Genomic DNA, 12367 nt, shown 5'->3' with positions numbered 1-12367 from the left:
CCCCATGGCCCGGTGGCAGGCGGGTTGTTGCGGCTCCCGGCAACGCATGCCGGGTGGAGGCCGCGCCCCGTCACCGGCCGCCGGTCAGATCCTGAGCCCGGGCAGCAGATCGATGCCCGTCCTGCGCACCACTTCCTCGTAGCTGATCGGCGGCCCCACCTTGGCATCGGGGGCGTTGTCCTGCCAATGGGCCCAGCGCCGTCCCGTGGTCGGGTCGTACACCAGCTTGAAGAGGTGAGATGGAACCGCCACGTGGCTGGCGCCGATGGTTTGCGCGCCGGGCTCGAACACGGGGCCGGTGATGACATAGACATCGCCCTGCGCGCGCATCACGTACTTGCGCGTGTCGTCTTCGATCCGGGCCCAGGGGCCGCTGTTCTGCCGCGAGTTCTGCGGCACCATGTTCGACAGGCTGAAGGACTGCGCCATGGATTCGGGCGTGCCCATGTCGCCCGCAGGCGCCATGTGGCCGCGCGCCCAGCCGGAGCCCTTGTAGTCGCCCAGTTCCGCACGCTCCGCGCGGGGCAGGCGTGCATCGGCGAAGAATTTGTCGGTGCGTTGCAGATGATGGCCCGCGAGCAGGGTCTGGCGGTTCAGCCGCTCCGCGACATAGACCGGCGTGCGGGTGTTGCCGCTGTGGAGCACGGCGAAGCCGTCGAAGCACAGCGCGCGCAGGTTGGGCGCTGCCGGGGTGATCGGCGGTCGCCCGTTGGCGAAGAACTGGGGGCAGTCCTGGAAGCGGCCTGCCGAAGCGCCGGCCGCTACCGTGGAAGAGGGGGCCGTTGCCGGCGCGCGGTTCAGCGCCGAGGGGGCCAGGCCGCAGCTTGTGGCCTGCAGGCCGACGATGCAGGTGGTGACCAGCGTGACGAACAGGCGCCTTGCGCTGCTGCTGGAGGGTTGCGATGCCCGGGGGCGGGCGGAGGGGCGGGGGGTTTTCTTGCGTGTCTTGGATTTCATGGGGCCGGCGAGTGTAGGTCGGCCAGGCCCCGGTCATGGCTGATATCGCGTGTCAATCGGCAAACCTTGCAACGGCCCCGCTGCGATGGGACATGCCGGCTGGTGCGTGCCTGGTGCGGCAGGGCTGCCGATGCAAGCAAAATCAGGCAGCCGATACCTTTCCTGCCGCTTGCCCATGCTCACCATCCATGCCGACACCTCGCACGTGATCCAGCTCGCCTTGGGGCCCGCTTTCATGCTGGCCTCCATCGGCGGCACGCTGACCGTGCTGACCAACCGCCTCGCGCGCATCAACGACCGCACCATCAAGCGCCGGGATGATCTGGAGCGCTCGGGCTCCGAGGCCGGCCCCTTGCTGCATCAGGAGCTGAAGGCACTCAACCGCCGCGCCAAGGTGACCAATGCGGCCATCACCGTCGCTGCCCTGTGCGCGATCCTGGTGTGCGTGCTGATCGGCTCGCTCTTTCTGGGCAACGAACTGGGCATTCCGTTCGACCGGATGGTGGCGAGCCTGTTCGTGGTGGCCATGCTGGGGCTGATCGCCACCTACACGCTCATGCTGGTGGAGATCTATCTGGCGCAGCACAGCATCAATCCGCCCTGAGCGAAGTGCAATGCGCGTCCGCCGCACGGTGCCATTGCGGCATCGGGCCCGGATCGGCCGCAGCCGGGCTTGCGGGGCGCATGATCGGGGCATCTGTTGCTAGGGGAGTTCTTATGTCCAGGCTGATGACCATTCTTTCCATCGTCGGCGTGATCGCCGCGCTGTACATCGCCTATCGGTACGGCGTGTTCTGAGCTGGCGAGGCCCGCACGGGACGCTGGGCTTGTCCTACGCCGGTGAAGTGCAAGTCCGCCCACGATGAAAACACCCTTTCATCGCAGGAGCCTGACGTGCCCAACCCCACCGACAACATCGCCATCGCGCCAGACCGTTCTCTCATCAACCTCGACCGGGCGGAGGAAGTGCGCGCATGGAGCCAGTCGCTGGATTGCAGCGAAGAGGCCCTGCATGCCGCCGTGCAGGCCGTGGGCCATTCGCCGCAGGCCGTGCGCTCTTATCTGGCGCACCGGAGCGACGGCGAAGGCGGCAGCGCCGCTGCATCGCAGCCAGCGCAGAGCGCTGCGGACAAGGACCGGCAGGCCGATACCGGCCACTACAACCAATACGGCATGCGCGACGATCCGCGCGGTGTCCTGACCTCGCACCCGGAGAATCCGGCCACGGGGGAGGGGGCGCGGCGCTTCGGTGCGGGCGGCGATGAAGCCACTTATGAGAATCGCAGCGAAGCACCGGCACGAACGACGCAGGGCTCCCCGGGCGCCGAGGGCTCCCAGGGGCTGATCACCCAGGTGTCCGCCAGCGGATCGGCGCGCGAACTCGGCCACGACTACGGCGGCGAGCGCCTGGAGGGCCAGCAGCTGTCGTCCCGGCAGGGTGCGGGACTGATCGGCGAAAAGCGTCGCCTGGATACCGATATCGACCGCTGACAGCTGCCATCCAGGCGTCATCCTCTCCTCTATCGTCCCAAAGGCCCGCGGCCTTGCAGTTCTGGGCGCACGCAGTGAGCGTGCACCTGCTCCGATCACACCACAGGCGGATCGGATTCGCGCGCGAAGTTGCGCGGCTGGCCCAGGGCGGTGATGAAGCGCTGCACGGCGCCGGCATCGCCGCCGGCCGCCATGATGAAGGCGGGGTCGTCCTCCGGCAGCGGAATGCCCGCCTCGGCCAGCAGGGCCTTGGAGGCGCCCAGGGCCAGGATGGGCTTGCAGTGGCGGAACTGGTCGCGCACGAATTCTGCGGAATGCCCGTCGCCCGCCAGCAGGGTCACGCCGGCTTCGCCGTCGGGCAGCACCAGCCCGTCGAAGAGGAAGCCGGGCGAATTCTCCAGCGAGGCATCCGCGTCGATCTCGGTGCCGTCTGCGAGCGTCACCGGGCCGATGTGCTGGGCCACGAAGCGCCCCACGGCGCCCAGGTCCAGCAGCGCGGCCTGAACCGCGTGCAGTGCGGCCGGCTCCACGCCTTCCGCCACCAGGATGGCGACCTTGCGGCCCTTGATGCCGCCATCGCCCGGGCGTGCCAGCAGCGAGAGCGCGGGGGATTCCTTCACCTCGGGCTTGGCCGGGCGCTCGATCGCCTTGGGCAGGGCCGCAGGCAGCGTGCGGATGCCGATGCCTTGCGCCACGTTCGCGGCCAGCTCTTCCGACACGTTGCGCAGCATGGCCACGGTGCGTTCGCGCACGGCGGGCACCGTCACCTTGCTCAGCTCGAAGCGGAAGGCCGCGGCGATGTGGGCTTTTTCATGCGCGGCCTGGCTCGCGTAGAAGAGCTGGGCCTGCGTGTAGTGGTCGGCGAATTTCTCGGGCTTGGCGCGGATCTTGACCTGCTCCTGCTTGGCCTCGGTACGGGCCGCTACCGAGACGAAGCCCTGCGCCGCGCCTGCCTGGAAGGGGCAGCCGCCGCCCAGCGAATTGGGCTCGTAGGCCACCCGGCCGCGCGGGATGGTCTGGCGGTGCATGCCGTCGCGCTGGTTGTTGTGCACCGGCGCGAGCGGGGCGTTGATCGGCAGTTCATGGAAGTTGGGGCCGCCCAGGCGCGAGATCTGCGTATCCACATAGGAGTGGATGCGGCCGGCCAGCAGCGGATCGTTGGAGAAGTCGATGCCGGGCACGACATGCGCGGTGCAGAAGGCGATCTGCTCGGTCTCGGCGAAGAAGTTGTCGGGGTTGCGGTGCAGGGTCATGCGGCCGATGGGGCGCAGCGGCACCAGCTCTTCGGGGATGAGCTTGGTGGCGTCCAGGATGTCGAAGCTGAAGGCCTCGGCCTGCTCTTCGGTGAAGACCTGCACGGCCAGCTCGTATTCGGGAAAGGCGCCCGATTCGATGCGCTCCCACAGGTCGCGGCGATGGAAGTCCGGGTCGGCGCCGGAGATCTTCACGGCCTCGTCCCATACCAGCGAATGCGTGCCGGCCACCGGCGTCCAGTGGAACTTCACGAAGACGGAGGTGCCTTCGGCATTCACGAAGCGGAAGGTGTGCACGCCGAAGCCCTGCATGGTGGCGTAGCTGCGCGGAATGCCGCGGTCCGACATGACCCACATCAGCATGTGGGCGGATTCGGGCATGAGTGAGACGAAGTCCCAGAACGTGTCGTGCGCGCTGGCGGCCTGGGGCATCTGGTGGTGCGGCTCGGGCTTGACGGCGTGGATGAGGTCGGGGAACTTCATCGCGTCCTGGATGAAGAAGACGGGGATGTTGTTGCCCACCAGGTCCCAGTTGCCGGCGTCGGTATAGAACTTCACGGCGAAGCCGCGTGCGTCGCGCGCCGTGTCCTTGGAGCCGCGTTCGCCCTGCACGGTGGAAAAGCGCACGAACACGGGCGTCTTCTTGCCGGCCTTCTGGAAGGGCGCCGCCATGGTCAGGTCGGCCAGGGATTCATAGCACTCGAAGGTGCCGTGCGCGCCGGAGCCGCGGGCATGCACGATGCGCTCCGGGATGCGTTCGTGGTCGAAGTGGGTGAGCTTCTCGCGGAGCACGAAGTCTTCCAGCAGCACCGGGCCGCGCACGCCGAGCTTGAGCGAGTTCTGGTTGTCCGATACCGGCACGCCCTGGTTGGTGGTGAGCTGCTGCCCCGACGAATCCGCCCGCGCGCGGTCCAGCACGCCGTCGTTGGCGTTGACCCCGGGCGTGGCACCGGCGCCGGTCTTGGCCGTGGCATGCGGCTCCGACAGGGTGCTGCCGGTGACGTCCGGATGGTCGGGCGCCGAGGTGAGCCCTGCCTGGGGTGCGAGGCCGTTGTCCGTGCCGTGCTCCAGGGCCTTGAGCGCGTTGTGGGGCATGGAGGCCGCCAGCGCCTGGGTGCCGGCTGCCTTGCGGGCATGGGCGTCGCCGGCTGCCGCCTGGGGCAGGATCTGGGCCGGGCCGCCGTCCGTGTTGCGTGCGGCGGAGAGCGCTGCGACGTGCTGCGCGTCGTGCGTGGGCTTCTGGGCTTTGCGGGGCATGGTGGGCTTTCTGTGGCTGAAGCGCCCAACTTAATGGCGCCCCGCCAAACCCCGCTGTAGGACGCGGACACCAGGCCATGCCCCCTGCGGGCTCTGAGATCGTGAACACGTTCTCACATGCGCCGGCCTGAAAGGCCCGGGGGCGGGGGCCTGTCAATGAGGCTGCGATGGGGCTGCGTTCTCAGCGAGCCCCTCCAGCGTCTTGGGGAACGCCAGCTGGAATTCAGAACCCCGGCCCACTTCGCTGAGCACCTTGATCTCGCCGCCATGGCGCCGGACCACCGCGTCCGTCAGCGCCAGGCCCAGGCCCAGGCCGGAGATGGACGGGTGGCTTTCCTGGTGCAGCCGCTCGAAGGGCTTGAAGAGCCTGGCGCGCTGCGATTCGGGAATGCCGGGCCCGGCATCGCGCACGGTGACCAGCCAGCGCGGGCCATCGTCGATCAGCGCGCAGTGGACGCTGGCGCCTTCCGGGCTGAACTTGATGGCGTTCTGCACCACGTTGCCGATGGCCCGGTGGATGAGTGCGCGATGGCCCGTGCAGCAGGCGTTTTCCACGCCGATGGAACTGTTCAGCTGCACCTTGCGCTCCTGGGCGAAGGCCCAGGCGTCGTCCACGGCTTCGCAGACCACGTTCACCAGATCCAGCGCAACGAGTTCATACGTCTGCGCCTGGGCGGTGGCCAGGTTGAGGAAGCTGTCCGCCATGTCCAGCGAGTTGCGTGCGCAGCGCTCGATGCGGGCCATGAACTCCGTATCGGGGATGAGATCGGGATATTCCCGCCTCATTTCGAGCAGGGTCAGGATGGAGGCGTTCGGCGCCCGGATGTCGTGCGAGATGAACTGCATGGCCTGGTTGCGCTGGCGCTGGGCCTCGTGCAGGTCCGTCAGGTCCACCAGGGTCAGCAGCCAGCCGCCACCCGTCTCTGGCTGGCCGGTGGAAAAGCGCTTGCACAGCACGAGCAGCCTGCGGCCCTGGGCGTCCTGCGCGTGCTGCTGCGCCGGCATCTGTGCGAGCTGCCCGGCGCCGGGCTTGAGCAGCGGCGCCGCCTGCTCGGAGTTCGTCAGGCCCTGCAGCACGGTGGCCAGTGCCCGCCCCTCGGGCTGCGGCGTACCCACGGACTCCGCATAGCGCATGGCGGCGGCATTGGCCAGCGTGATCTGGCCCTGGCCGTTGCACACGAAGGTGGGCGAGGGCAGTTGCTGCAGGCTGGCGCTCACGAAGCTGTGCAGCTGCCGCAATTGCTCGGAGGCATGGTCCACCGCGTTGATGCGGCGGCCCAGGAAGTCGCTGGAGCCATGGGGCGCCTCCGTGTCGGTGCCGTCCAGCTGGGGCAGTCCGCTGTGGCTCAGGGTACGCATTTCGCGCTGCAGGAATTCGGCGGCCGCGCTGAGCCTGCGCCAGCTCCAGAGCGGATAGAGCAGCAGCAGCCCGAGCAGGCCCCCGGCCGGCGCCAGCTGCCAGCCCACCAGGCCGGGGCTCCCCAGCGAAGCCACCAGGGTGGCGACGAAGAGCCCGGCCGTGCTCGCCAGCGCCCAGAAGGGGTTCAGCAGCCGGACTGCCAGGAGCGCGGCGGCCACCGGAATCAGGGCAAAGAGAATGTTCCAGAGAACGGGAGCGGGCTGGATCCGCAGGCCCTGCAATTCGCCGTTGAGCACGTGCGCCAGGATTTCCACGCCTGGCACCCGCCGGCCGCCCTGGAGCACGACCGGCGCCGAGAACTGGTCGCCCAGGCCGGTGCCGGTGACGCCGACCAGGACGTATTTGCCGCGCAGGGCGTCCTTGGGGATGTCGCCCTTGAGCACGTCCACGTAGGAGTAGGTGGTGAACGGCATGGCGCCCGATGCGAAGGCGATGATGCGTTGCTCGGTCTGTTCCCAGGGGCCTTGCGGCTGCCGCGAGCGGCCGTCCCGGCACGGCCCCACGAGGGCGCCGCCGGCGCACAGCATGGCGCGGCTGAAGTGCGGCCAGTAGGCGTGCGGGCCTTCCTGCAGGAAAACGCTGCGGGCCAGCCCGTCCGCATCGACCTGGACATGCACATGCCCCAGCTGGGCCGTGCTCTTTGCCAGCGGCGCGATGGGCATGCCGACCATGTCGCCCCCGCCCTGGCTGCTGCGCTCCACGGGCAGCACCGTGCGGCCGCTGGCGCGCAGCGCCTCTGCCAGCAGATCGTCGTAGTCGGGATGGTCTGCTTCGGGCTCCAGGAACAGGATGTCCAGGCCGACCGCGCGGGGCGACTGGGCCGACACGCGGGAGAGCATCGCGGCATGCAGCGCGCGCGGCCAGGGCCAGCGGCCGATGGCTTCGATGCTGCGGTCGTCGATGGCGACGATCGCGATGTCGGGGCTGGCCGGCCGGGCCGCGAGGCGCAGCGACGCATCCTGCACCAGGTAGTTCACCCGGGGCAGGGCATTGGGCAGGCTCAGCCAGGCCACCAGCGCCAGCAGCAGAACCGCCATGAGGCGCCACTCACGGAGGTACAGCTTGGCGCGGTTCGCGGCCCGAGGCGTCATGCGATTCGGAGACGTGGACGGTGTGCCGGTGCGCGCTCAGGGCCGCGTGAGCGGCAGCCCGTCCGACGACGTGACGGGCAGGCCCGTGCCGCTCTGCACGGCCGCGCCGACCTTGAAGCTGCGCGGCGCGGAGAAGTCGCTTTGCAGTCCGTTGGGTGCGAAGGTCTGGATGCGCACGTGGTAGGTGCCAGGGGGCAGGTCGGTGGACGACCAGGCCGGCTCGGCCAGCGGGGTGTCCACCAGCGGCTTGGAGAAATCCGTGGTGGCCGACACCTGCAGGCGGAAGTGCTGGCCCGGCGTCGCCGGCCAGTGCAGGCGCGCGCCGGGCTCGCCCTCGCTGTCGGGGGACTGCAGGGCGCCGAGGTCCGGCACCTGGGGTTCATCGGCCACGACCACCGCCTGCGGGCGGGAGAAGGGCCCCTGGTCGGGTGTGCCCCCGGCGGCCTGCCGCACGCTGGCGGCGCGCCAGAAATAGGCCCCGCTCGCCACGCCTGCGACCGATGCGCGGCATTCGGCCAGCCCGCCTGCGTCCAGCACGGGATGCGTGAAGGCCGCGTCGGCGGCCAGCTGGATGCGATAGGCCTGCACGCCGTCCACGCTGGTGCAGCGCAGTTCGCCGCGCTGGCGCGAGACCGAGCCTCCCGGGGCCGGGCTCTGGTAGAACGGGGGAATGGGCTGCGTCTTGATGACGATGTCTCGGAAGGCCGGCTTGCCGGCGATGCCGGCATCGTCCACACCGCGCACCGACAGCCGGTAGCGCCCGTCCGGCAGGCCCGCCAGATTGATGTGCGGCTGCTCGAAGCGCTGGTCGCGCACCGTGCGGGCGAGGTCGGCATTCAGCGCCGCCTCGACCTGGTAGGCGCGGGCGCCGGGCAGGGCCGGAATGCTCAGGCTGATGGCGTCGGCTTCCTGGTCGATGTCGGGCAGCGCGGACAGGTCGGGCGGCGGCAGCTGGGCCCGCTTGTCGCCGAGCCGGCCATCGGCGGCCACGGCCACGCCCTGGCCGGGTGCCAGCAGCGTGGCCGCTGCAGCGGTGCCCGGGCTTTGCTCCGTCTTCACGGCGACCGAGCCTTCGTCCACCGAGGCGATCGTGTTGCCGGAGGCGGCCAGGTCCACGCGGAATTTGGTGCCGCGCACGCTGGTGGTGGCGGTGGGGGTGCGGACTTCGAAGCGCCGGTCCGGCGCCGTCTGCGGAGTCACGGAGGATTCGACCCCGCCGCTGCGCACGCCGAGTACCGACTGCACGCTGCCGGCGCTGCCGCGCCGCCGCAGCTGCAGCAGCTGCACGTCGGAGGCGGGACGCACGCGGATGACGGTGCCGTCCGCCAGGCGCAGGCTCACGGCGGCCTCCTTGCCGACCTGCAGGCGCGTGCCCTCGGCCAGCTGGCTGCCGGCTGCGGTGTTGAGGGGGCGCGAGCTGCCGTCGGGCTGCACCACGGACACGTCGCCCTGCGTGAAGGCCACGGCGGCGCTTTCCTGGGGCAGCAGGCGCGACGGGATGCGCAGCACGGCACCCGGTTGCAGGCGGCGCGGATCTTTCACATGGTTGAGCGTGCCCAGCTGCGGCCAGACGCGGCGGTTGCCCGCGTAGCGCAGCGCCAGCGCCTCCAGCGTGTCGCCGGGCCGGATCACATGGGGCACGGTCTGCACGTCGGAGAAGGTGGCTGGCGTGGCGCCGTCCTGCGCGGCGAAGGCCGGCGAGGCCCCGGCCAGCGCCGCAGCGCTGCACAGCAAGCCCAGGGTGGATAGGCGTTCGGCGGGAAGGCCGGCTGAGCGGGGCGCTGCTGCGGGATGGGGCAATCGTCGGATCAGGGTCATGGCGAAGCAGGTTGTGCGGGCGCGGCATCGGCCGCCGCGCCGCCTTCTGTCGATGCGGGTGGGGTCACCATCTCGAAACGGTAGCCCAGGCCATAGACGGCGCTGATGACGTAGCCGTTGCCGGGCCGCAGATCGAGCTGGGTGCGCAGGCGGGAGATGTGGGTATCCAGCGAGCGGGAGATGACGTCCGCGCTCTGGCCCCAGATCGCTTCGCGCAGATGGTCTCGCGAGAGCAGCCGGCCCATATTCTGGAAGAGGAACAAGGCCAGGTCGTACTCGCGGTTCTTCAGCTCCACCAGCTGCCCCTTGACCTCCAGGGTCCGTGCGTCCGGCAGGAACCGATAGGGGCCGAATTCGAGCGGGCCGCTCTTGGCCGCTGGGTAGGCGCGGCGCAGCAGCGCACTGATGCGCGCCATCATCTCGCCCACACGCACCGGCTTGGTCATGAAGTCGTCTGCGCCGCTGTCCAGCCCTTCGATGATGTCCTGTTCCGCCTTGCGGCTGGTCACGAAGAGGATGGGGAGCTTCGCATCGAAGTTCTCACGAACCCAGCGTACGACTTCCGGACCCGTCGTATCGGGCAACTGCCAATCGACGATGAGCAGGTCGAAGGTCTCGCGGCGAAGATCCTTCAGCAAGGCCGATCCGGTCAGATGGGTACGACAGGTATGGCCCATTGACTCGATGGCGCGCTTGAACAATTCCAACTGCAGCGCATCGTCGTCCACTGCCACTATGCGCATAGGCGATCCCTACAAAACGTTAACTGAAATCCAGTATATGAAATAGAAACTGCTGTACCGCAGGTGTACCTCATGGATTCACAGTCGTTGACTTTTGGGTGTCGTGGCGAGCGCATGGGCCCTGTGGCTGCTGTGCTATGCGGTGGGGCTGGTATGGGCCGCTGCGTTTTGCACGGCTCGGGCCGCAGCCAGCCTGCCGGTGGATCAGGCCGCGTGCGCCGCAGGATCGCGCCGGGCGGGCGCCATCCTGGCGGGCATTCAGGCTGCGGCGTGCAGCGCCTGCAGGGCTGCCACGACGTCCGACGGGGTCACGCCATCGACGGGCGCCAGCTGGGGCTGCAGCGCTTGCAGGGCCTCGGTGGCGTCCGCTGCACTCTGCTGCAGCCGGGCGATGGCCTGGCCGGCTTCCTTGGGCGCCGTGAAGCCCGTGCTCTGCAGCAGCAGGCGGCCATCGGCCGCCACCAGCTTGAAGTAGAAGTGGCCGTCGGCTTCGCGGTACTGCTTGAATGCGGGCAGCGCGGCGCGGCTGGCCTTGGCGGCGGGCTGGGCCGCTGCAGGCTGCGCGCTCAGGCTGCGCAGGCCTACGGCCGAGCGCAGTTCGCGCAGGAAGGGCGTGGCGACGGCGCGGGCCCGTTCGGCGCCGGCAAGCAGCGTCTCCTCGATCTCGGCGGGGTGGGCCATCAGGTGCTCGTAGCGTTCGCGCATGGGCGCGACGACGGCATCGACGCGCTCGAACAGCACCTGCTTGGCATCGCCCCAGGCGATGCCCTCGGCGAAGCGCTGGCGCAGGGCGGCGGTTTCGGCTTCGGTGGCGAAGGCCTGGTAGATCTGGAACAGTGCCGAGCCTTCCGTTTCCTTGGGTTCGCCGGGCGCGCGCGAGTCGGTCAGCATGCCCTGGATGAGGCGGCGCAGCTGCTCGCGCGGCGCGAAGAGCGGAATGGTGTTGTCGTAGCTCTTGCTCATCTTGCGGCCGTCCAGCCCTGGCAGGGTGGCCACATGCTCGTCGATGACGGCTTCGGGCGCGACGAAATGCTCGCCGTAGAGGTGGTTGAAGCTGGCGGCGATGTCGCGCGCCATCTCGATATGCTGGACCTGGTCGCGCCCCACCGGCACCTTGTGCGCCTTGAACATCAGGATGTCGGCCGCCATCAGCACCGGGTACATGAAGAGCCCGGCGGTCACGCCGTCATCGGCCTCGCGGCCGGCGGCCTGGTTCTTGTCCTGCGATGCCTTGTAGGCATGGGCGCGGTTGAGCAGACCCTTGCCGGTCACGCAGGAGAGCAGCCAGTTCAGCTCGGGAATCTCTGGGATGTCGGACTGGCGGTAGAAGACGACGTGCGCGGGGTCCAGCCCGGCGGCGAGCCAGCTGGCCGCGATCTCCAGCGTGGAGCGCTGGATGCGCGCCGGGTCCTCGCACTTGATGAGCGCGTGGTAGTTGGCCAGGAAGTAGAAGCTCTGCACGCCGGGCCGGCGGCTGGCCTCGACGGAGGGGCGGATCGAGCCCACGAAGTTGCCCAGGTGGGGCGTGCCCGTGGTGGTGATGCCGGTGAGAAAGCGCGTGGTGGCCGGGGTCTGGGAGGTGGTCATGAAAGGCTCGGGGGCTATGGGAGGGACGGCCAGGCGGGCGCGCGGCGGCGCGCGCCCGGCATGCCGGTCAGCGCAGCAGCGCGCTTAGGGGCGAGATCAGCAGGCTGATGGCGCTGTAGCCCAGCGACATCAGTGGGCGCAGCCACACCGTGCCCACGACGCCGGCCACGACCAGCGCCAGCACGATGAAGAAGCCGTAGGGCTCGATGCGCGAGACCATCTGCGCCTGGCGCCAGGGCAGCAGGCCGACGAGGATGCGGCCGCCGTCGAGCGGCGGCAGCGGGAACAGGTTGAAAGCCCACATCACCAGGTTGACCAGGATGCCGGCGCGCGCCATCTCGATGAAGAAGCGCTCGTCGATCTGCAGGCCCACGAGCGCGACCAGCACGACGGCCCAGAGGATGGCCTGCAGGAAGTTGCTGGCCGGCCCGGCCAGCGCCACCCAGATCATGTCGCGCTTGGGGTTGCGCAGGTGGTGGAAGTTGACCGGCACCGGCTTGGCGTAGCCGAAGAGGAAGGCGCCCGAGGTGGCGAAGTACAGCAGTAGCGGCATCAGGATGGTGCCGACCGGATCGATGTGCTTGAACGGGTTGAGCGTGATGCGGCCCAGCATCGACGCCGTGTTGTCCCCGAAGTGCCGCGCGGCATAGCCGTGGGCCGCTTCATGCACGGTGATGGCGAACAGCACCGGCAGGGCGTAGATGAGAACGGTTTGGAGTAGGTTCGAGAAGTCCACGGGCGGAATTGTCT

9 protein-coding genes are annotated in these 12367 nt (G+C 69.3%); 2 read left to right on the top strand and 7 right to left on the bottom strand.

Annotated features, from left to right (window positions below):
* Positions 1–84: 84 nt before the first annotated feature.
* Positions 85–957 carry a DNA/RNA non-specific endonuclease gene (locus tag BM070_RS05365; protein WP_092938321.1) on the bottom strand — a complete coding sequence of 291 codons (873 nt, stop codon included), beginning with the start codon at positions 955–957 and terminating at the stop codon, positions 85–87.
* A 175-nt stretch (positions 958–1132) separates the two neighbouring features.
* Between BM070_RS05365 and BM070_RS05360 the strand changes: the two genes are divergently transcribed.
* Both BM070_RS05360 and BM070_RS05355 read left to right on the top strand, forming a co-directional pair.
* Positions 1133–1561: a DUF2721 domain-containing protein gene (locus BM070_RS05360; protein ID WP_092938319.1), complete on the top strand. Its 429-nt coding sequence runs from the start codon at positions 1133–1135 to the stop codon at positions 1559–1561.
* Between the two features lie 290 nt (positions 1562–1851).
* On the top strand, positions 1852–2448 hold the full coding sequence (locus BM070_RS05355) for a DUF3606 domain-containing protein (RefSeq protein ID WP_245785113.1): 597 nt from the start codon (positions 1852–1854) through the stop codon (positions 2446–2448).
* A gap of 95 nt (positions 2449–2543) precedes the next feature.
* Here the strand turns inward: BM070_RS05355 and BM070_RS05350 are convergent, their stop codons facing one another.
* From BM070_RS05350 to BM070_RS05325, 6 genes are all read right to left on the bottom strand, one after another.
* Positions 2544–4958, bottom strand: coding sequence for a catalase (locus BM070_RS05350; RefSeq protein ID WP_092938317.1), 2415 nt, complete (start codon positions 4956–4958; stop codon positions 2544–2546).
* Positions 4959–5111: 153 nt separating this feature from the next.
* A complete protein-coding gene (locus BM070_RS05345; RefSeq protein ID WP_245785112.1) occupies positions 5112–7415 on the bottom strand; it encodes a CHASE2 and HATPase_c domain-containing protein in 2304 nt (767 codons plus the stop codon).
* A gap of 90 nt (positions 7416–7505) precedes the next feature.
* Positions 7506–9287 carry a FecR domain-containing protein gene (locus BM070_RS05340; protein ID WP_092938313.1) on the bottom strand — a complete coding sequence of 594 codons (1782 nt, stop codon included), beginning with the start codon at positions 9285–9287 and terminating at the stop codon, positions 7506–7508.
* Positions 9284–10030 carry a response regulator transcription factor gene (locus BM070_RS05335; protein WP_092938311.1) on the bottom strand — a complete coding sequence of 249 codons (747 nt, stop codon included), beginning with the start codon at positions 10028–10030 and terminating at the stop codon, positions 9284–9286. The genes BM070_RS05340 and BM070_RS05335 overlap by 4 nt, the downstream gene beginning before the upstream one ends.
* Before the next feature lie 258 nt (positions 10031–10288).
* Entirely contained in the window at positions 10289–11617 is a 1329-nt protein-coding gene (locus BM070_RS05330; RefSeq protein WP_092938309.1) for a tryptophan--tRNA ligase, read from the bottom strand.
* A 67-nt stretch (positions 11618–11684) separates the two neighbouring features.
* Positions 11685–12353, bottom strand: a complete 669-nt coding sequence (locus tag BM070_RS05325; protein WP_092938307.1) for a site-2 protease family protein — start codon at positions 12351–12353, stop codon at positions 11685–11687.
* Between the last annotated feature and the right edge of the window lie 14 nt (positions 12354–12367).

The sequence above is a fragment of the Paracidovorax wautersii genome (genome assembly GCF_900113035.1).
Taxonomy (GTDB): domain Bacteria; phylum Pseudomonadota; class Gammaproteobacteria; order Burkholderiales; family Burkholderiaceae_C; genus Paracidovorax; species Paracidovorax wautersii.
This window is presented reverse-complemented; position numbering and strand designations above follow the sequence as displayed.

What these genes read in the sequence shown, in the direction of transcription:
- BM070_RS05335 (WP_092938311.1), bottom strand. Translation starts at nt 10,030, where the DNA reads ATGCGCATAGTGGCAGTGGACGACGATGCGCTGCAGTTGGAATTGTTC.
- BM070_RS05345 (WP_245785112.1), bottom strand. Translation starts at nt 7,415, where the DNA reads ATGGCGGTTCTGCTGCTGGCGCTGGTGGCCTGGCTGAGCCTGCCCAAT.
- BM070_RS05365 (WP_092938321.1), bottom strand. Translation starts at nt 957, where the DNA reads ATGAAATCCAAGACACGCAAGAAAACCCCCCGCCCCTCCGCCCGCCCC.
- BM070_RS05330 (WP_092938309.1), bottom strand. Translation starts at nt 11,617, where the DNA reads ATGACCACCTCCCAGACCCCGGCCACCACGCGCTTTCTCACCGGCATC.
- BM070_RS05340 (WP_092938313.1), bottom strand. Translation starts at nt 9,287, where the DNA reads ATGACCCTGATCCGACGATTGCCCCATCCCGCAGCAGCGCCCCGCTCA.
- BM070_RS05350 (WP_092938317.1), bottom strand. Translation starts at nt 4,958, where the DNA reads ATGCCCCGCAAAGCCCAGAAGCCCACGCACGACGCGCAGCACGTCGCA.
- BM070_RS05360 (WP_092938319.1), top strand. Translation starts at nt 1,133, where the DNA reads ATGCTCACCATCCATGCCGACACCTCGCACGTGATCCAGCTCGCCTTG.